Genomic DNA, 19,274 nt, shown 5'->3' with positions numbered 1-19,274 from the left:
CAGCTCTTCGCCGCACCGTGCGGCGCCGCCTCCTGTCGTCCCCGGCAGGCCCACCCTCCCTGTCCTGCCCTTGGAACGCCGCGTGACTGTGCCGTAAGGGTGAGTCAGGGAACCCGTACGGACGAGGGGGGACGGCTCGTGCGGCCTGTTCACGCGGACGGTCCCGGCCTCGTGAGCACGGCCGGACGTGGCGCGCGGTTCCCCTACAACCCGACGCCCGGACGCGCCACCCGGGGTGGAACGCGGAACGGTTCGCAGGCACCCCCGGTCGGAGCCTTCCGGGCATGGCCAGGGGCGGCGGCGACTGGCCGCCCGGCCGAGGTGCCAGCACACTGTTCGTGTAGGACTTCGTCTGCCGTCGCCTCACTCGTAACGGGTGAGGGGCCCGGCCGGTCACGGACCGCCGGGGTCTTTGGAGGTAGGTATGCCGCGACCCCTGTGGTCCGGGGCCATCAGCTTCGGCCTGGTCACGATCCCCATCAAGATCGTCAGCGCCTCGGAGGACCACTCCATCCGGTTCCGGCAGGTGCATCTGGAGGACATGGGCCGGGTCCGTACGCGCAAGATCTGCTCGATCGACGAGGAGGACGTGCCCCAGGAGGAGATCGGCAAGGGCTACGAGGTCTCGAAGGACGACATCGTTCCCGTCACCGACGAGGAGCTCGCCGAGATGCCGCTGCCCACGGCGAAGGCGATCGAGATCGTCGCGTTCGTCGAGGCCGGCAGCATCGATCCGGTCCGGATCGGCGACAGCTACTACCTGGGCGCCGACGGCCAGGTGGCGGCGAAGCCCTACACCCTGCTCCGCAAGGCCCTGGAGCGCTCCGACAAGGTCGCCGTCGCCAAGTTCGCGTGGCACGGCCGGGAGCGCCTCGGAGTGCTCCGGGTCCGTGAGGGCGCGATCGTACTGCACGTCATGCACTGGCCCGACGAGATCCGCAGTCCGGAGTCCCTCGCGCCGAAGGACGTCGAACTGGACGACACCGAGATCGAGCAGGCGGTCCAGCTCACCGAGACCATGGCGGCCGACGACATCTCAGGATTCCGGGACCACTACCGCGATGCCCTGGAGGAGCTGATCGAGGCGAAGTCCGAGGGCAGGCGGGCCCCCGAACAGGCCGCGGAGAAGGAGGGCGAGTCCGGCAAGGTCATGGACCTGATGGCCGCCCTGAACGCCTCCGTCAAGGCCGCGAAGGAGAACCGGGGCAAGGAGGACGAAGGCGGGGACGCGACCGTGCACCCGATGCCGTCGCGCGGGCGGACGGCGGCCGGGAAGGCCACGGCGAAGAAGACCGCGGCCAAGAAGGCCACGGCGAAGAAGTCCGCCGCGGGCAAGTCCACGGGCGGCAAGTCCGGTGCCAAGAAGGCCTCGACGAAGAAGACCGCGGCCGGAAGGACGGCTGCCGGGAAACGCAACGCGTCCTGAGGGAACCGCTGAGGGCCCGGCTGTTCCCATCGCGGCCTCCGCGTCGGCCGCGTACCCCTCACGGCGCCGCCACCGGGCGCGCCCGCCCACTCGCTGGACGGACCGGCGTTCGGGCGGGGTCAGCGGTGGCTCAGGACGTTGACGACGCGGCCGTTGGGATCGCGTACGAAGAAGCGGCGTACGCCCCATTCCTCGTCCCGCGGTCCGTACACGATCTCCGCGCCCTCGCGCACCAGCGCCGCGTGCACGGCGTCCACGTCCGTCACCTCCACGCTCATGTCCGGGGTGACCGGCCCGGTCCTGTCGGCGGTCATGATGCTGACCTGGGCGGTGGGTTCGGACGGCGAGGCGAGCGTCGTGATCCAGCCGAGGTTCATGACCTCCTCGAATCCCAGCAGTTGGTAGAAGGCGGCGTTCGCGCGCAGGGCGCCCGCCTCGGCTTCGGGATCCTTCCCCGCGCCGACAGCGATGTTGGGGACGATGCGTCGGACGGACATCGGCGACTCCTGTCACATGACTGACTTGGCGTCACCGACCATACGGGCGGCGGGGACGGCTGTAGATTCGGCCGCAGCGGTGATTCCGTACGGTATTTCCGGACCGCCCGGTCTGCTTTCGGCCATCAAGCACCCGACTCAGACGGTCAGTTGGGAGTGCCGACCTGGCTGGGTACGGTTTCGAGGCGGCTGAGCAGACGCTCACCGCGATCTTCGGCCATATCCAGAGTGGCCAGTACGGCGGGTGTCGAGATGCTCGGCAGGACGTAGTGCAGCAGGACCGAGATCCGCCGCCCGAGGTCCTCGCGGTTGGACAGCACCTGGGACATCACCTGGATGCCGGAGAAGGATCCGGCCAGCATTTCGGCCGTCTCGCCCGGGTCGACGTGCGGCAGCAGCTCGCCCTGGCCCTTCGCGGCACGCAGCAGGTGTTCGAGCCGGTCTATCCAGGCCCGGAACGGCGTACCCCGGTCGAGCCCCTCCACGGCCTGGTCCATGGCGAGGCCCACGCTGGCCCGAACCAGTGGCTCGTGGCGCAGGCGGTGGGCGAGGATCATGCCCTGGTCCACCAGCTCCTGGAGCTTCGTCAGCTGAGGGGGCAGCGGGTCGCTGTGCAGCTGGATGTCCATCACCCCGAGCGCGAGATCCTCCTTCGAGGCGAAGTGGAAGTAGAGCGCGCCCTTGGTCACCCCCGCCCGCGCGAGGATCTCGCTGATGGTGGCGCTGCTGTAGCCGCGCTCGTCGAACACGTCGGCGGCCGCCACCAGGATCGACCGCCGGGTCTGGATCGCGCGCGCCTGCTGTGCCATCAGCTTCTCTCTAGTGGTGGCGGGGACGGTGCCACATGGGGTTGGCTGGAAAGTAAAACCGGGCTGTCAGTATCTTACTGCGGGACTGCTCGGCTCTTTGACTCGGATCCTCCTGGGGGAACTTCATGGTTCAGCTCACCTCACGCAGCGCTTCGGTGTCGGCCGAGAGCGTCGGGAACGAAGTCGGGGACGAAAGGGGCACCGGGGCCACCAGTGCTCCCGGCGGAGCCCCGGAGTCCGTCACCGTCGCCGGAACGGACGAACCGGTGCGCAGAGGAAGATCGCCCGAACGGCTGAGAGAGCTCGTCCACCGGCCGGACCCGCTGGACGTCTTCCCCACCGGACTGACCCGGCTCACCGAATCCCAGTTCTCCGTGTCGGCCCACTGGCCGCGGTCCCACCGCTTCTTCTCCCCGGTCGCCGGCCGTCATCAGGACCCGCTGCTGATCGCGGAGACGATGCGGCAGACGACGATGCTGATCGCGCACGCCGAGTTCGGGGTGCCGCTCGGCGACGCCTTCGTGATGTGGGAACTGCGCTACGTCTCCGAGGCCGAGCGCCTCGTCCTGGGAGAGGACCCCTGGGACATCACGGTGGACGTGTCCTGCTCCCGCATCCAGCGCCGCGGCCGGAGCCTCGGCTCCATGCACCTCGAACTGCTCCTGCACCGCCGCGGCACCGTGCTCGCCTCCGGCGGCGGGCGGATCAGCTGCACATCGGCCGGGGCGTACCGGCGGCTGCGAGGTCACCGGAGCCACATGCTCGACGCACGGATACCCCTCCTGCCCGCCGTCGCCCCGCGCACGGTGGGCAGGACCTCCGAGAACGACGTCGTCCTCGCCCCCGCGCAGGAGCCCGACACCTGGGCACTGCGGCTCGACACCAGGCATCCGACGCTGTTCAGTCACTCCAACGACCATGTGCCGGGCATCCTGCTGCTGGAGGCCGCCCGCCAGGCCGCCCAGGCCGCCTCTCCAGGACGCGCCTTCCTCCCGACATCGATACAGGCCGACTTCCTCCAGTACGTGGAACTGGACCGTCCCTGCCGGATCGAGGCCCTGCCCGTCCCCGCCGACGGCACCTCGCCCCCCGGGGTACGCATACGGGCCGTCCAGGACGACGAACCCGCTTTCACCTGCACCCTCCGCACGCCGGATCTCCGCCAGACCGGCCTCAGCGACGCCCGGAGCCGCTGCTCATGACCACGCGCATCCTCATCACCGGCGCGGCCGGATTCGTCGGCAGCCGGGTGGCCGCCGCCGCCCGCGCCACACCCGGCCTCAGCCTCCGGCTGATGACGCACCGGACCGAACTGGAGGAATCGGCCCAGCCGGCCGACGGTTCCGGCTTCGAGACGGTGTACGGGGATCTCGCCGACCCAGTGACGCTGCGCGGCAGCTGCGACGGCGTCGACGCCGTGATCCACTGCGCCTCGCACGTCGGCTCCGGTGAACGGATCGCCCGGACCGTCAACGAACAGGGCACCCGGGCCCTGGTGGATGAGGCGGTGCGCGGTGGAGTCGGCCGGATCGTCCACCTGAGCACCGCGTCCGTCTACGGCCGGGGCCCGTTCACCGCGCTGCGGCCGGGCGTCGCCGAGCCGGCGCCCGCCTCGGCCACCAGCCTGACCCGGGCCGCCGCCGAACAGCACGTCCTGGCGGCCGGGGGAGTGGTCCTGCGCCCGCACATCGTGCACGGGGCGGGGGACCGGTGGGCGATTCCGGGGCTGGTCGCCCTGTTGCGGTACCTGTCGGCCGGGCCGGCCGGCTGCGACGCCCGGCATTCGATGATCGACGTGGAGACGCTGGGGCGGGCGCTGCTCGGGGCGGCGCTCTCCCCGAAGGACCCGACGGGTGTCTACCACGTCAACCACCCGGAGCCGGTGACCTGTTCGGAGCTCCTTTCGGCCGTTCTCACCGAACTCTCGCTGCCCTGGGCCCGGACCGAGATCGCGATGGATGAGGCCCGTGCCCGGCTGGTCGGAGTCCCTTACGCCAAGCACCACTTCGAGATGCTCACCGTGGACCACTGGTTCGCGGACGACCGGATCCAGGAGGACTTCGGGTGCGCGCCGGGTCCTGACTTCCGTACGTCCTTCGCCGAACACGCCCCCTGGTACCGGAAGTTCCTCAGCCGCTGACGGGCCGCCGGTGGGCGGTGCCCACCGGCGGGCGTGTCACGCGCCGGCCGGCGCCGGGATCCCGGTGCCGGTCCCGCTCACCCGTACCCGGGCGTCGCCCGCCCGCAGCGCGACGGTGAGCGTGCCGGGCCGACCCATGTCCTCGCCCTGGTACAGGGTCAGTTCAGTGGTCTCCGGCACCAGGGACAGGGTGCGCAGGTACGCGCCGAGGGCGGCTGCCGCCGCACCCGTCGCCGGGTCCTCGACCACCCCGCCGACCGGGAACGGGTTGCGGACGTGGAAGACGGATTCCGAGGCGCGCCAGACCAGTTGGAGCGTGGTCAGGTCGATCCGGTGCATGAGTGCTTCGAGGCGGGCGAAGTCGTAGTCGAGCGCGGCCAGCCGTTCGCGCGTCGCGGCGGCCAGGACGAGGTGCCGGGCGCCCGCGTAGGCGATGCGGGGCGGCAGGGCCGGGTCGAGATCGGCCGCCGGCCAGTCCAGGGCGGCCAGCGCCTCCGTCAGATCGCCCGGGGCGACGTCCGAGACGTGCGGTTCCACACTGGTGAGGGTGGCCCGCAGCTCGCCGCCCTCGCGCACGACCGTCACCGGCACCGGGCCGGCGAGGGTCGCGAACTCGATGTCGCCCGGCCCGTCCCGTTCGGCGAGGGCCACGGCCGTCGCGACCGTGGCGTGCCCGCAGAACGGGACCTCGGCCTTGGGGCTGAAGTAGCGGATCGCGTAGCCGCGGGCGCCCGGCGCGGTCGCCTCGGCCGGCCCGGTCAGGAAGGCCGACTCGCTGTAACCGAGCTCCGCCGCCACGGCCAGCATCGACGCCTCGTCCAGCCCGGACGCGTCGAGCACGACGCCGGCCGGATTTCCGCCGTCCGGATCGGTGGAGAAGGCGGTGTAGCGCAGGATCTCGGTCGCGGGAAGTTCAGTCATGTGCCGCACAACCGTGCCGTGGGCCGGGGCATTCCCGCCGGTCCCGCCGGCCTCATCGGCGGGCGGGACCGGGGCCGGGCAGCCGGTTCAGTGGCAGTTCTTGGTGCCCTTGCTCGACTTCGTCCAGGAGCAGGAGTCCAGCAGCTTGCCGTTCGGCTTGATCAGCCGCGCCTTGTCACCGGTGTTGTTCCAGACGTACGAACCGCGCTTCCAGTACACATGGCCGGGACTGATCTTCCCCCCTCCGGTGTGGACCTTGACGGTCTTGCCCGCGCTGACGTTGTAGCTGCCGAAGGTGAAGGTGTACCCGGAGTTGTCCTTCAGCTTGTAGCCCTTGAGCTGCACCTTCGACTTGGTGTTGTTGTGGATCTCCACCCATTCGGCGTTGAGCGAGCCGTTGGACCCGGTGTCCTTGCCGGGGCTGTCGTACTGGATCTTGCCGAGGTGCACTCCGCCCTGGTGCGCGGCGGCCGAGGCCGGGGCCGCGACGAGCAGCGAAGCGGCGAGGGCGGTGGTTGCGGCCAGGGCGAGGGGCACCGCGGTGGATATGCGCATGCTGTGTTCCTTGTGTGTCGTTCCGGTGAAGGGAGCTGAGCATAAGGGCAGCACGCGCTTGCCGGACCGGCTGGGGTGCCATTCCGGCAAGCTTTGACCGTTCCGGTGTGGGGGTTGGTCAGTTCTGTTCGTTCAAGGGCTATTTCTGACCGAGGTGGGTCAGCCTCGGCCCACGTACGGCATGGCAGTCGCCATGACCGTCGCGAACTGGATGTTCGCCTCCAGCGGCAGCTGCGCCATGTGGAGCACGGTCCCGGCCACGTCCGCGGCCGCCATCACCGGCTCCACGGCCAGCTCGCCGTTGGCCTGGAGGATTCCGGTCCGCATCCGCTCGGTCATCTCGGTCGCCGCGTTGCCGATGTCGATCTGCCCGCAGGCGATCCGGTACGGGCGCCCGTCCAGCGACAGCGACTTCGTCAGACCGGTCATGGCGTGCTTCGTTGCGGTGTAGGCGACCGAGTGCGGGCGCGGGGAGTGCGCGGAGACCGAGCCGTTGTTGATGATCCGGCCGCCCTGCGGGTCCTGCTCCCGCATCTGCCGGTACGCCGCCTGCGCGCACAGGAAGGCGCCCGTCAGATTCACGTCGACGACCGTGCGCCAGTCCTCGTACGAGAGGTCCTCGACCGGCACCCCGCCGGGACCGAAGGTGCCCGCGTTGTTGAAGAGCAGGTCGAGGTGGCCGAAGGTCTCGCGCACGCAGGAGAACAGTGCCTCCACATCGCCGGGGCGTGAGACGTCGGTGGGGACGGTGATCACCCGGGCGTCCTCCCCGGCCAGGGCGGCGGTCTCGGTCAGCGGCCCGGGGCGGCGGCCCGCGAGCGCCACCGACCAGCCGGCGCCGGTCAGGGCCAGAGCCACCGCGCGGCCGATCCCGGAGCCCGCGCCCGTGACCACGGCCGTCTTCGTCGCGGAGTTCAACAGATTGTTGCTCATGGTGCGGCAGCGTACGCCCAGGGCCCGATCCGGCGGTTCCGGTACCGGCCACCGGCGATTCCCGGGATATCGGGTCCGGAGTTAACGATCATGGAGTCGGCCGCATATGCGGAGTTTGCCCCTGGGGACCCATTCCTGCCGCATTCCTCATCCCGGCGACGCCCGCGCGACGCGAGCACGACAACCGCCGGATGTGCTGGACCGGTGGACTTCCCCCACATCACCAGTCAGGGGAGGGACAGATGACGCACTCATCGCACCAGCAGGAGCTGCGCGACGCCGCCCGGCACACGGGCCGCCGCCGATTTCTCACCGTCACCGGTGCAGCCGCCGCGCTCGCCTTCTCGGTCGGCCTGCCGACCGCCGGCACCGCGGCCGCCGCCGAGCTGGACGCCCGGCAGATCGGCGAGGACCCGTTCACCCTCGGCGTCGCCTCCGGCGACCCGCTGCCCGACTCCGTCCTGCTGTGGACGAGGCTCGCGCCCCGCCCGTACGAGCCCGACAGCGGACTGCCCCGTGCCCGCGTCGAGGTCCGCTGGGAGCTGGCCCGCGACGAGCGCTTCACCCGCATCGTCCGGCGCGGCTCGGCCACCGCCCACCCCGAGTTCCACCACAGCGTCCACGTCGAGGTCAAGGGACTCGACGCCGACCGCGTCCTCTACTACCGCTTCCGCACCGGCAAGTGGACCAGCCCGGTCGGCCGCACCCGCACCGCGCCCGCCCCCGGCGCGCACAAGCGCGAACTCCGCCTGGCCGCCGTCACCTGCCAGGCCTACCACGACGGCTACTTCACCGCCTACAAGCACCTCGCGCGGGAGGACGTCGACGTCGTCTTCCACCTCGGCGACTACCTCTACGAGTACGCCGTGAACGCGGTCGGCGGTGCCCGCAACTACACCGACCGGACCCTGCCCGCCCTCTTCAACCGGGAGACGACCACGCTGGAGGACTACCGCCTGCGGTACGCCCTCTACAAGTCCGACCCCGACCTGCGCGCCGCCCACGCCGCGCACCCCTTCGTCGTCACCTGGGACGACCACGAGACCGAGAACAACTACGCCGGGGACACCTCCGAGGACAACGTGCCGCCGGAGGAGTTCCTGATCCGCCGGGCCGCCGCCTACCGCGCGTACTGGGAGAACCAGCCGCTGCGCGCCCCGCAGCGGCCGACCGGCCCGGACATGAAGCTCTACCGGCGCCTGCAGTACGGCCGGCTCGCCCAGTTCGACATCCTCGACACCCGCCAGTACCGCAGCGACCAGGCGTACGGCGACGGCTGGCAGACCCCCGGACCCGAGTCCGAGGACCCCTCGCGCACCATCACCGGCGCCGCACAGGAGCGCTGGCTGATCGACGGTTGGCGCCACTCGCGGGCCACCTGGAACGTCGTGCCGCAACAGGTCACCTTCGCCCAGCGGCGCGACGTGCCGACCGACGCCTTCAAGCTCTCGATGGACTCCTGGGACGGATACACGGCCTCCCGGGACCGCGTCCTGAAGGGCGCCGAGGCCGCCGGCGTGGACAACCTGATGGTGCTGACCGGCGATGTGCACGTCAGCTACGGCTTCGACATCAAGCGGGACTTCGACGACCCGGCGTCGCGCACCCTGGGCACCGAGATCGTCACCACGTCCATCACCAGCGGCAAGGACGGCTCGGAGAAGCCGTCCAACTGGAACAACCTCACGCAGGCCAACCCGCACCTGAAGTTCTACAACGGCCGGCGCGGGTACGCCCTCGTCACCCTCCAGGAGCGGCAGGCGCGCGCCGACTTCCGCACGGTCTCCGCCGTCACCACGCCGGGTGCCCCCATCACGACGGCCGGCTCCTTCACCACCGAGGTCGGCAACCAGGGCCTCACCCCGGCCTGACGACAGGTCCTAGGGGACGTCCACCGGGTAGCGGACGCCGATGCGGTCACGTACCGCGTCGAGCGTCCGCATCACCGCGAGCGAACCATCCAGCGGCACCAGCGGGGACTCCCTCTCGCCGGCCCGGATCGCGCGCATCACCTCGGCCGCCTCGAACTGCATCCCCGTCAGACCCTGCGGCCCGGGACCGGAGGTGATCTCCTCGGGCTCGGCGCCCGCCCGGTGCAGCACGAAGCGGTGCGGGTGGAAGAAGCTGTCCGGGAATTCGATCCGGCCGGCCGTCCCGGTGACCGTGGCGGCCGTCGCATGGTGCCCGACGATCGAGCAGGCGAGCAGGGCGGTGGCGCCCGAGTCCCAGCCCAGCAGCATGCCGGTGTTCAGGTCGACGCCCTCGGGGGACAGCAGCGCGTCCGCCCGGACCCGGTCCGGCTCACCCAGCAGCAACTGCGCGAACGACACCGGGTAGACCCCGAGGTCCAGCAGCGCGCCGCCGCCCAGCGCGGGATCGCGCAGCCGGTGTCCGGCGTCGAAATCACCCGCGAAGCCGAAATCGGCCTGCACGGTGCGGATCTCGCCGATCGCCCCGTCCCGCACCAGCTCCGTCATCCGCCGGATGACCGGGTTGCAGTACGTCCACATCGCTTCCATCAGGAAGAGACCGCGGTCCCGGGCGAGCTCCACCAGCTCCCGGGCCTCGCGCTCGTTGAGCGTGAACGCCTTCTCGCACAGCACGTGCTTGCCGGCCTCCAGGGCCAGCGCGGCGGCCTCCCGGTGCGCCGAGTGCGGTGTGGCCACGTACACCACGTCCACATCCTCGTCGGCGACGAGCTCGGCCCAGCTGCCGTACGCCCTGGATATCCCGAACCGTTCGGCGAACGCCTTCGCCGACGTGTCCGTGCGGGAGGCCACGGCGACGACCTCCGCGTCGGGCATCGCCAGCAGGTCAGCGGTGAAGGTCGCCGCGATGCCACCTGTCGCCAGCACGCCCCAACGGACAGTCCTGCTCATGCACGCTCCCAAAAAGGTGTCGACCATTCCGGCTGAGCTGAGAGCATAGAGGCGGATTCAACAACCATGGAGATGAGAATGCCGGAGAGCGGCGTCAGCCGGGCCCAGCAAGCAGACATAACCGACACCGCCGGAATCGGACTTCCCGGCGTACCCGTCACCTCTCCACCCGGCCCCGTCGCCACCGCGGCGGCCCGGCGCACCGGACTCCTCGTCACCCTGGTCCTCGGCGGTCTGACCGCGCTGCCGCCGCTGTCCATGGACATGTACCTCCCGGCGCTGCCCGCCGTCACCGACGCGCTGCACGCACCGGCCGCCACCGTCCAGCTCACACTCACCGCCTGCCTCACCGGCATGGCGCTCGGCCAGCTCGTCGTCGGACCGATGAGCGACCGCTGGGGCAGGCGCAGGCCGCTGCTCCTCGGCATGATCATCTACGTCTTCGCCACCGCGATCTGCGTCTTCGCCCCGACCGCCGAACTCCTCATCGGCTTCCGGCTGCTCCAGGGACTCGCCGGCGCGGCCGGCATCGTCATCGCGCGGGCGGTGGTGCGTGACATGTACGACGGCGTGGAGATGGCGAAGTTCTTCTCCACCCTGATGCTGATCTCCGGGGTCGCCCCGGTCATCGCCCCCGTGATCGGCGGGCAGGTCCTGCGGATCACCGACTGGCGGGGCATCTTCGCCGTCCTCACCGTGGTCGGCGTCCTGCTGACCCTGGTCGTCTGGAAGTGGCTCCAGGAGACCCTGCCGCCCGCGGAACGCCACACCGGCGGCATCGGCGACGCGCTGCGCACCATGCGCGGGCTGCTCGCGGACCGCGCCTTCACCGGCTACATGGTCGCGGGCAGCCTCGCCTTCGCCGCCCTCTTCGCCTATGTGAGCGCCTCGCCGTTCGTCGTGCAGGAGATCTACGGCGCCTCCCCGCAGACCTTCAGCCTGCTCTTCGGCATCAACTCGGTCGGACTGATCGCCGTCGGCCAGATCAACGGCAAGATCCTGGTCGGACGGATCAGCCTCGACAAGGCGCTCGGCTTCGGGCTCTGTGTCATCGTGCTGGCCGCGACGGCGCTGCTGCTGATGACGTCCGGGGTCTTCGGTGACGTCGGTCTCGTGCCGGTGGCGTCCGGACTCTTCGTCCTGATGGCCGCGATGGGGCTGGCGATGCCGAACACCAACGCGCAGGCCCTGATGCGCACCAAGCACGCCGCCGGGTCCGCCTCCGCGCTGCTCGGCACGTCCCAGTTCCTGATCGGTGCCGTGGCCTCGCCGCTCGTCGGGATCGCGGGGGAGGCGACGGCCGTGCCGATGGCCGTCGTGCAGCTGGTGTGCGCGGTGGGCGCGATGGTGTGCTTCCTGGGGCTGTGCAGGCCCTGGCAGCAGGCGGCCGGGCGTCCGTGAGGGAGCGAGGCTCCGAGGCCCCGGGGTCTCGGACCGGCCTGCGGGGTCACTCCGCGCGCGGGTAGCCGATCAGGTGCAGGCGGTCCCGCTCGTCCGTCGAGCGGAACAGGCCGACCCCCTCCGCCCCCTCCGCGCCCGGCACCCGCACGTTCGCGGGCAGCGGGTCCGTCGTCCCGGAGATGACATCGGCCTTGACCGGGAAGCCGCCGCCGGCCAGCACGTCCGCCGCGTTGCGCACGCTCGTGGCCCCGTACGCCGTTCCGTCGTCGGTCACGGACGCCAGCGTCAGCGCCTTCGAGCCCGAGGAGTCCTCGAAGCAGTAGCCCTTCTTGGCGCTCAGGTCGAAAGCGATGTTCCCCGCCACCAGATAGCTGCCCGAGGGCGAGACGACGGCCTGCGGGTACTGGCCGGGCTCGATCGCCGGTTTGTGGCACCGCACCGAGACCAGCGCCTTGCCCGTCTCCGAGGCGTGCACCGTCCACAGATCGTAGGTCTTCGCGTCCTTCGACCCCTTGGCGAGCTGCCACTTGGCCAGCACCACCTTGCGCGCCACCGAGGTGGGGACACCGCTCCGGGGATCGGCGCCCTTGGGCGCGACATTCCGGCTGAACCAGCCGCCCTGCACCCAGAACTCGCGCGCACCGCTGACCAGCAGGCCCTTCGAGGTCAGCCCGCGCACCTCGGTGAGCTGCTTGCAGGTCGCGCAGTCCTTCGGGTACTTCAACGACTTGGCCGGGACCTTGCTGATCCTGCCGGTCTTCGGGTCCACCACCACGCTGTTGGCGTGGCCGTCGCTGATCACGATGCCGGGGCCGGTGGCCGTGACGGTCGGCACGGTGTTCCACGGCACCTCTACACGCTGCCGGGCACCGTCCTCCACGTCGTACACGTCCAGCGAGACGATCGTGTCGGCCGGGACCAGCGCGTTCTCACCGACCTTCCCGTACGACCAGGTCACGAAGTACTCGTGGTCCTCGGTGGCGACCGTGAGCAGGTTCGGGAAGTGCTGCACGGCCGGCGGCCGCCACTTCTCACCGCTCCAGCCGGCCCGCCCGGTCTCCGAGTCGATGGTCCGCAGCTGGTACTGGTCCCCGGCGGCCCGCACCAGGAACGCCAGCCGCCCCGTCGTCCGGGAGAGCGCGTAGTCGGGCGAGGTGCCGATGAGCTCCCAGCCGTGCTTGGTCGTGTACGCGGGCGGCACGGGCAGCTGCGTCGCCGGGCCGGTGCTCTTCACCGGCTTCTTCGCACGGCCGCCGTCCTTGCCACCGGCGCCGCCGCAGGTGGCCAGCAGGAACAGCAGGGCGAGCACCAGCACTCCGGCGACCAGGGTCAGGCGTACGACTCTCTCCCGCACGGTTCCCTCGGTGACCAGAGCCAGGCTCACGATCTTCCGCCTCATGGTCCCCCCGAAGAGCAATTCCCGACCTCGCGCCGGTCAGCGTAGCAACTGGTCCGTAACGGTCCGCAGTTCGGCTCCGTACGCGTTCTGCCCCGATTCCGCGCGCGACACCGGGGTCGGCACCGCTCCTCGCGGGCCGCCTACACTTCGTCGGTGAACGTCACCCTCCCCACCGCGGACGCCCTGCGCACGGCACTGGCCGGCCTCCTGGACGGGCTGCCCCCCAAGCAGGCCACCCAGGCCGTCGACCGGCTCATCGCCAGCTACCGGGGGACCACTCCCACCGACACCCCGGTGCTCCGCGACCGCTCGGACGTCGCCGCGTACGCCGCGTACCGGATGCCCGCCACCTTCGAAGCGGTACGGTCCGCCCTGCACGCCCTGCGCGAGGCCGTCCCGGACTGGTCGCCCGCCACGCACACCGACGTCGGCGGGGGCACCGGAGCGGCGAGCTGGGCGGTCGCCGGGGCCTGGGAGGGGCCGCGGACCACCGTGCTGGACTGGGCCGAACCCGCGCTCGCCCTGGGCCGCGAACTGGCCGGCGCCTCCGGCGTCCCGGCACTGGACTCCGTCGACTGGCGGCGGGCCCGGATCGGCGCGGACCTCGAACTCGACGCCACGGACCTGGTGACCGTCTCGTACGTGCTGAACGAGCTGACACCGCAGGCCCGCACCGCCCTCGTCGGCGCCGCGGCCCGAGCGGCCCAGGCCGTCGTGATCGTCGAGCCCGGCACCCCTGACGGCTACGCACGGATCATCGAGGCCCGGGATCTGTTGACCGCCGCCGGATTCACCGTCGCCGCGCCCTGCCCGCACAGCGACGCCTGCCCCATCGAGCCGGGCACCGACTGGTGCCACTTCTCGGCCCGGGTCAGCCGCTCCTCGCTGCACCGGAAGGTGAAGGGCGGCTCACTGCCGTACGAGGACGAGAAGTTCAGCTACGTCGCGGCCACCCGCTTCACCCCGGAGCCGGTGGAGGCCCGGATCACCCGCAGGCCGCAGATCCGCAAGGGCCAGGTGCTGCTGGAGCTGTGCACCCGCGACGAGGGGCTCCGGCGGGCCACGGTCACCAAGCGGCACGGCGAGCTGTACCGGGCCGCCCGGGACATCGACTGGGGCGACTCCTGGCCGCCCCCGCAGGACGCCGGCTAGCCGCGCAGCTCCTGGGTGCAGCACTTCACGCTGCCGCCACCCTTGAGCAGCTCGCTCAGGTCCATCGGCAACGGCTCGAAGCCACGCGCCCGCAGCGGGTCGAAGAGGCCCGTGGCGGCCTGCGGCAGCAGCACATGGTGCCCGTCGCTCACCGCGTTCAGCCCGAGCGCGGCGGCGTCCGCCTCCTCGGAGATCAACGCGTCGGGGAAGAGCCGGGCCAGCACCGCACGGCTGCCCGGCGAGAAGGCGGCCGGGTAGTACATGATCTCGTCGGCCGCCTCGTCGAGCACGCTCAGCGCCGTATCCAGGTGGTAGTAGCGCGGATCGACCAGATCGAGCCCGATCACCGGACGGCCGAAGAACTCCTGCGCCTCGTTGTGCGAGAGCGGACTGGACCGGAACCCGCGCCCCGCCAGCAGGTAGGACGAGGTCACCGCGAAGTCGCCCTCGCCCTCGTTGACGTGGTCGGGCTCATGGATCTCGGTGAAGCCGTGCTCACGGAACCAGTCGCGGTGGGCGGCCGCCTCGGCGAACCGCTCCTGATAGGCGAAACGGGCGCCCAGCACCCGGCCGTCGACCACGGTGGCCCCGTTGGCCGCGAAGACCATGTCGGGCAGCTCGGGGTCGGGGGACAGCACCTCCACGGTGTGGCCGAGGGCGCGGTACCGGTCGCGCAGGTCCTCCCACTGGGTCAGCGCCAGCGGGAGATCCACGGGCTTGGTCGGATCCATCCACGGATTGATGGAATACGTCACCCTGAAGTGGGCCGGGGCGCACATCAGGTAGCGGCGGGGTGTGGCCTGACGGCTGGGTGTGGCTTCACGAGGCAACTAGGGCTCCTCACGAATGGTCGCGGCGGCGTTGGTGGCCGCCGGCGGCTGCGTCGCACGGGTGTGTGCGTGAGCCCATGGTGCGCCGTCCAGGGCCTGCCGCGCAGTGATCCGAACGGGTGGTTCCGGGGGAGTAATGCGACAAAGAGGTGTGATAGTGCTCACCTCGTCCCACCGATCTCCGCCCCCCGCTTCGGGACTCTGGCCACCCGAGGCGCAGGATGGTGGGACCATGGGCAGGGGCAACGCAGAGGTAAGGGGATAGATGGGCGCCGATTTCGGCCGTAGTCGCGGCTCTGAGAGCAAGTTTTCCCACTGGCTGCGCCGACGACCCAAACCGCAGCGGAGCGAGGTCGACGAGACCGCACGGGAGGCACTGCTCCTGGCTGTCGCCGAGGCCGGAATGCCGATCGCGCCCGCGGCCCATCCGGTCGGCTACCGGTGTTCGTGCGAACGCATGGGCTGTCCGACCCCCGCCAGGCACCCGATCTCGTTCGCCTGGCAGACGCAGTCCACCACCGACCGCGCCCAGATCGAGCGCTGGGCCCGCAGCCAGCCGCAGGCCAACTTCATCACGGCCACCGGCATGATCCACGACGTGCTCGACGTCCCGCTGTCGGCGGGTACGCAGGCACTGGAGCGGCTGCTCGCCGCCGGTATCGAAGTGGGCCCGGTGGCGAGCTCGGGCGAAGACCGGATGCTCTTCTTCACCGCGACACGGGGTACGCCGGAGGTCGAGGACGAGTGGTGGCCGTGCGAGCTGGACTGCCACCCCGAGACGATGGACGAGCACCCCGGGCTGCGGTGGCACTGCCGCGGCAGCTACGTGCTGCTGCCGCCCGCGCGGCTCCCTGGTGAGCTGGACGTGCGGTGGGTGCGGGGGCCGGAGAACCCGCTGCCGGATCCGCTCACGTTGCTGGAGACGTTGACGGACGCGTGTGCGCGGTTCGTGGGGTCCGCGGAGCAGAGCGATGTCGACCACGAGTCGGTGGCCTGGCCGCTGAGCCGGTAGGCGGCGGCCAGGCGAGTCGTCCGGGGGCGGTGCCGGGGTGCCCTCGATCGCCGGGCGGGCTGGGAACGATGCCCTCAAACGCCGGGCGGGCCGGCTCGGCGCGCTCCGGCGGGCCCGGTTCCGGGTTCCTGGTTACGAGCCCTTGGCCGCCGTCAGGCCGGGGAGGCGGTTCAGTACCGTCACCTTCCCGGTGCCGGAGCCCTTCTTCGGGACGTACACCAACTGGCTGGAGACGCGCTCCTTCGTCAGCGTGCTCTTCACCTCGCCGGACAACAGCGCCCGCACGTCAGGCGTGACCGCCGGACGCAGTCCCTCCGCCGCGGTCTGCCGCTCGAAGTGCTTGCTGCTGAAGAAGACCAGCGCCCCGCCGTCCTCGGTCTCCAGACCGAGCGGACCGAACGCGCCGCTGTCCAGCGGCTGGTCGATGTACTGGTACGAGAACCCCGCCCGCCGGGTGTCCCGACGCGTGGTGCGCCACTGCGAGGTGGACGGCCCGGGGGTGAAGACGTCGGGCTCGCCCTTCTGCAGGTAGCCCGTGTACTGCTTGCTCAAGTCCGCGGGAGAGACCGCCAGTTCGGCGCTGTCCGCCGGTACCGGCTTGGCGCGGCCGTCGCCGTCCTTCGCGAAGCCGGGCAGCCGCGACGGGGCGACGACCGACAGGTAGACGGCCTTCCACCCGGCGCCGGGGCCGGACTTGGTGAAGACGAGCAGCCAGCGGGTGTCCGTCTTCCCGTTGTCCTGGTCCCGGTTGGAGTCGGTGTCCGCTACGAACCAGCGGGGCCAGCCCGCCTTCTTCGGGATGAGGTAGGTGGCGTCGGTCAGCTCCAGCTGCCGGTGATTCGCGTTGCCGTCCGGGTTGTTCTTCTGCCGGGCCTTCAGGCCCGCCTGGTTGATCGCCCCGAGCGAGCCGCCGATCTGCTCCTCGTCCAGCGAGGGATCGTAGGCCTTGTCCGCCGCGTTGTACGCGTCGGTGAAGGCCTTCAGGGCCTGCGCGGCCTCAGATCTCGTCGCCGCCGGTACGACTTCCAGCTCGCCGTGCACCGTCACGCAGCCGCTCGCCGTCATGCTCAGCACCGTCGCCGCCGCGAGCCCCGTCACCAGCCGAACCGGCCTCAGACTTCTCATCCGTTGCTTTCTGCGCCTTCTGATCCGTCGCCCGCACTGACCGTGCGAACCCTACCGGGGCGAGGAACAGCGCGAGCGTGGGGATCAGATACAGCACCCACACCGTGATCTGGAGAACGGTCGGATCGGGCTGGAAGTTGAAGGTGCCCTTCAGCAGCGTTCCGTACCAGCTGTCCGGCGGAATCGCCGAGCTGATGTCGAACGCCCGGTCCTGCAGACCGCCGAGGAACTCCGCCTCCTGGAGGTCGTGCACCCCGTAGGCGAGCACGCCCGCCGCGACGACCACCAGCATGCCGCCGGTCCAGGTGAAGAACTTCGCCAGGTTGATCCTCAGCGCACCCCGGTAGAACAGCCAGCCCAGCACCACGGCGGCGGCGATGCCCAGCACCGCGCCGATCATCGGATGCCAGCCGTCGTCCGCCGCGTGCACCGCACGCCACACGAACAGCGAGGTCTCCAGCCCCTCCCGGCCCACCGCGAGGAGCGCCGTGGCGACCAGCGCGCCGGTCCCCATCGCGAGCGCCGCGTCGAGCTTGCCGTGCAGCTCCGCCTTCAGGTGCCGCGCGGTACGCCGCATCCAGAAGACCATCCAGGTGACCAGGCCGACCGAGAGGATCGACAGCGAACCGCCGAGCGCCTCCTGCGCCTTGAACGTCATCTCCTGGGACCCGAATTCGAGCCCCGCGCCGAACGCCAGGCTGACGACGACCGCGATGGCGACACCGATCCAGATCGGCAGCAGCTTGTTCCGGTTGCCCGTCTTCACGAGATAGGCGATGAGAATGCAGACGACCAGGCTGGCCTCGAGGCCTTCGCGCAGGCCGATCAGGAAGTTGCTGAACACGTTTCGGATCCCTTTCCGCTTCGAGGCACTCGAGAGGGCCTAGGAGAACAGCGCCCGGCCCCACCAGTCGTCCTTGTCGCGGACGCCCGGCGGGACGGCGAAGTGCGCCGAACCCACGTGCTGGATGTACTCGTTGAGTGCGTCGTGTGCCGCCAGACGACGCTGGAGCGGTACGAACGCCTTGCGGGTGTCGCGCTGGTACGCGAGGAAGAACAGCCCGGCGTCGAGGCGGCCGAGGCCGTCCGTGCCGTCGGTGAAGGAGTAGCCGCGCCGCAGGATCGTCGCCCCGGCGTTGCTGTCCGGGTGGGCGAGCCGTACGTGCGCGGTCGGCAGCATGGCCTTCAGGAACGGCTCGTCGCGCTCCTTGGCCTTGCCGACCGGGGCGCCCTCGCCCTTGTCGCGGCCGAAGACGTCCTCCTGCTCCTGGAGCGGGGCGCGGTCCCAGGTCTCGATGTGCATCCGGATGCGCCGGGCCACCAGGTACGAGCCGCCGGTCATCCAGCCGGCGCGGTCCTTCCCACCGACCCAGACGTGCTGGTCCAGCGCGGCGGTGTCCGTGCCGGAGATGTTCCGGGTGCCGTCCTTGAAGCCCATCATGTTGCGCGGGGTCTGCGCGCCGGGCGTCGTCGAGGACGTCTTGCCGAAGCCCAGCTGCGACCAGCGGATCGCGGTGCGGCCCATGCCGATCCTGGCCAGGTTGCGGATGGCGTGCACCGCGACCTGCGGGTCGTCCGCGCAGGCCTGGACGCACAGATCGCCGCCGCTGCGGGCCGCGTCCAGGTTGTCGCCGGGGAACCTGGGCAGGTCGACCAGGGCGTCCGGCCGCCTGCCCTCCAGACCGAACCGGCCCTTGGCGAACAGCGAGGGGCCGAAGCCGACCGTCAGCGTCAGCCGGGACGGCTTGAGCCCCAGCGCCTCGCCCGTATCGTCCGGCGGGGCCTCGGCCGGACCGCCGTAGGCCCCTTCGCCGACCGCGTGACCGGCCGTCATCCGCTCGGCCGCCCGGGTCCACTCCTTGAGCAGCGCTACCAGTTCGGACCGGTCCTTCGTGGTCACGTCGAACGCGGCGAAGTGCAGCCGGTCCTGGACGGCGGTGGAGATCCCGGCCTGGTGCGCACCGTGGAACGGCACCGCCGCGCCACTGTCCGCGGCCGGGGCCTGATCGTCGCCGGAGCGGACCGCGGCGACGGCGCCGCCGGCCGCCACCGCGCCGAGTGCCAGGCCGGCGCCGCCCCAGCCGAGCAGCGCCCGCCGCGAGGGGGCACCGGCGGCATCCGTGTGCCGCGGGTCCCCGCCCTGCGCGCCCTCGTCCTGCGCGCCCTCGTCCTGCGTCTCCTCGGACATGCCCGGA

Annotated in this window: 18 protein-coding genes; 7 read left to right on the top strand and 11 right to left on the bottom strand. The window is 71.1% G+C overall.

Annotation, left to right across the window (positions count from 1 at the left end; all coding sequences use genetic code 11):
• Nucleotides 1-424 precede the first annotated feature (424 nt).
• Nucleotides 425-1,426, top strand: a complete 1,002-nt coding sequence (locus ACFVJX_RS09980) for a Ku protein (RefSeq protein ID WP_384125505.1) — start codon at nucleotides 425-427, stop codon at nucleotides 1,424-1,426.
• 119 nt (nucleotides 1,427-1,545) lie between these two features.
• Here ACFVJX_RS09980 and ACFVJX_RS09975 read toward each other — a convergent pair whose 3' ends face one another.
• Entirely contained in the window at nucleotides 1,546-1,923 is a 378-nt protein-coding gene (locus ACFVJX_RS09975; RefSeq protein WP_384125507.1) for a VOC family protein, read from the bottom strand.
• Between the two features lie 146 nt (nucleotides 1,924-2,069).
• A complete protein-coding gene (locus tag ACFVJX_RS09970) occupies nucleotides 2,070-2,732 on the bottom strand; it encodes a ScbR family autoregulator-binding transcription factor (protein WP_384125509.1) in 663 nt (220 codons plus the stop codon).
• Between the two features lie 125 nt (nucleotides 2,733-2,857).
• Between ACFVJX_RS09970 and ACFVJX_RS09965 the strand changes: the two genes are divergently transcribed.
• Both ACFVJX_RS09965 and ACFVJX_RS09960 read left to right on the top strand, forming a co-directional pair.
• On the top strand, nucleotides 2,858-3,934 hold the full coding sequence (locus ACFVJX_RS09965) for a ScbA/BarX family gamma-butyrolactone biosynthesis protein (protein ID WP_384125511.1): 1,077 nt from the start codon (nucleotides 2,858-2,860) through the stop codon (nucleotides 3,932-3,934).
• Nucleotides 3,931-4,872 (top strand): NAD-dependent epimerase/dehydratase family protein, encoded by a 942-nt coding sequence (locus tag ACFVJX_RS09960; protein ID WP_384125513.1) that lies wholly within the window; start codon nucleotides 3,931-3,933, stop codon nucleotides 4,870-4,872. The genes ACFVJX_RS09965 and ACFVJX_RS09960 overlap by 4 nt, the downstream gene beginning before the upstream one ends.
• Nucleotides 4,873-4,908: 36 nt before the next feature.
• Here ACFVJX_RS09960 and ACFVJX_RS09955 read toward each other — a convergent pair whose 3' ends face one another.
• The 3 genes from ACFVJX_RS09955 to ACFVJX_RS09945 form a co-directional block, all read right to left on the bottom strand.
• Complete coding sequence (locus tag ACFVJX_RS09955) at nucleotides 4,909-5,793, bottom strand: PhzF family phenazine biosynthesis protein (protein ID WP_384125515.1); 885 nt, start codon at nucleotides 5,791-5,793, stop codon at nucleotides 4,909-4,911.
• 87 nt (nucleotides 5,794-5,880) lie between these two features.
• Nucleotides 5,881-6,348: a lamin tail domain-containing protein gene (locus tag ACFVJX_RS09950; protein ID WP_384125517.1), complete on the bottom strand. Its 468-nt coding sequence runs from the start codon at nucleotides 6,346-6,348 to the stop codon at nucleotides 5,881-5,883.
• Nucleotides 6,349-6,507: 159 nt separating this feature from the next.
• Entirely contained in the window at nucleotides 6,508-7,281 is a 774-nt protein-coding gene (locus ACFVJX_RS09945) for an SDR family oxidoreductase (protein WP_384125518.1), read from the bottom strand.
• Nucleotides 7,282-7,523: 242 nt separating this feature from the next.
• Between ACFVJX_RS09945 and ACFVJX_RS09940 the strand changes: the two genes are divergently transcribed.
• On the top strand, nucleotides 7,524-9,152 hold the full coding sequence (locus ACFVJX_RS09940) for an alkaline phosphatase D family protein (RefSeq protein ID WP_384125520.1): 1,629 nt from the start codon (nucleotides 7,524-7,526) through the stop codon (nucleotides 9,150-9,152).
• Between the two features lie 9 nt (nucleotides 9,153-9,161).
• On the opposite strand, the gene ACFVJX_RS09935 is transcribed toward ACFVJX_RS09940, so the two are convergent.
• Entirely contained in the window at nucleotides 9,162-10,160 is a 999-nt protein-coding gene (locus tag ACFVJX_RS09935; RefSeq protein WP_384125522.1) for a Gfo/Idh/MocA family protein, read from the bottom strand.
• 78 nt (nucleotides 10,161-10,238) lie between these two features.
• On the opposite strand from ACFVJX_RS09935, the gene ACFVJX_RS09930 reads away from it, so the two are divergent.
• Nucleotides 10,239-11,561 (top strand): multidrug effflux MFS transporter, encoded by a 1,323-nt coding sequence (locus ACFVJX_RS09930; protein WP_384125524.1) that lies wholly within the window; start codon nucleotides 10,239-10,241, stop codon nucleotides 11,559-11,561.
• 46 nt (nucleotides 11,562-11,607) lie between these two features.
• Here the strand turns inward: ACFVJX_RS09930 and ACFVJX_RS09925 are convergent, their stop codons facing one another.
• Entirely contained in the window at nucleotides 11,608-12,915 is a 1,308-nt protein-coding gene (locus tag ACFVJX_RS09925) for a hypothetical protein (protein ID WP_384125641.1), read from the bottom strand.
• A 198-nt stretch (nucleotides 12,916-13,113) separates the two neighbouring features.
• Between ACFVJX_RS09925 and ACFVJX_RS09920 the strand changes: the two genes are divergently transcribed.
• Complete coding sequence (locus tag ACFVJX_RS09920) at nucleotides 13,114-14,112, top strand: small ribosomal subunit Rsm22 family protein (protein WP_384125526.1); 999 nt, start codon at nucleotides 13,114-13,116, stop codon at nucleotides 14,110-14,112.
• On the opposite strand, the gene ddaH is transcribed toward ACFVJX_RS09920, so the two are convergent.
• The gene (gene ddaH / locus ACFVJX_RS09915) at nucleotides 14,109-14,942 is read right to left on the bottom strand and encodes a dimethylargininase (protein WP_384125528.1); all 834 of its coding nucleotides are present in this window, start codon (nucleotides 14,940-14,942) and stop codon (nucleotides 14,109-14,111) included. The two genes, ACFVJX_RS09920 and ddaH, sit on opposite strands and share 4 nt — an antisense overlap.
• 265 nt (nucleotides 14,943-15,207) lie before the next feature.
• On the opposite strand from ddaH, the gene ACFVJX_RS09910 reads away from it, so the two are divergent.
• The gene (locus tag ACFVJX_RS09910) at nucleotides 15,208-15,954 is read left to right on the top strand and encodes a bifunctional DNA primase/polymerase (protein WP_384125530.1); all 747 of its coding nucleotides are present in this window, start codon (nucleotides 15,208-15,210) and stop codon (nucleotides 15,952-15,954) included.
• A gap of 132 nt (nucleotides 15,955-16,086) precedes the next feature.
• On the opposite strand, the gene ACFVJX_RS09905 is transcribed toward ACFVJX_RS09910, so the two are convergent.
• The 3 genes from ACFVJX_RS09905 to efeB are packed head-to-tail and all read right to left on the bottom strand — an operon-like array spanning nucleotide 16,087 to nucleotide 19,267.
• On the bottom strand, nucleotides 16,087-17,019 hold the full coding sequence (locus ACFVJX_RS09905) for a hypothetical protein (RefSeq protein ID WP_384125643.1): 933 nt from the start codon (nucleotides 17,017-17,019) through the stop codon (nucleotides 16,087-16,089).
• On the bottom strand, nucleotides 16,952-17,923 hold the full coding sequence (efeU, locus tag ACFVJX_RS09900; protein WP_384125532.1) for an iron uptake transporter permease EfeU: 972 nt from the start codon (nucleotides 17,921-17,923) through the stop codon (nucleotides 16,952-16,954). Before efeU ends, ACFVJX_RS09905 begins: the two co-directional genes overlap by 68 nt.
• Nucleotides 17,924-17,962: 39 nt before the next feature.
• Nucleotides 17,963-19,267, bottom strand: coding sequence for an iron uptake transporter deferrochelatase/peroxidase subunit (efeB, locus tag ACFVJX_RS09895; protein ID WP_384125533.1), 1,305 nt, complete (start codon nucleotides 19,265-19,267; stop codon nucleotides 17,963-17,965).
• Nucleotides 19,268-19,274 lie beyond the last annotated feature (7 nt).

It is taken from the genome of Streptomyces sp. NPDC127177 (assembly GCF_042672475.1).
Lineage (GTDB): Bacteria > Actinomycetota > Actinomycetes > Streptomycetales > Streptomycetaceae > Streptomyces.
The sequence above is the reverse complement of the archived record's forward strand: the minus strand, read 5'-3'. Positions and strand labels throughout refer to the sequence as shown.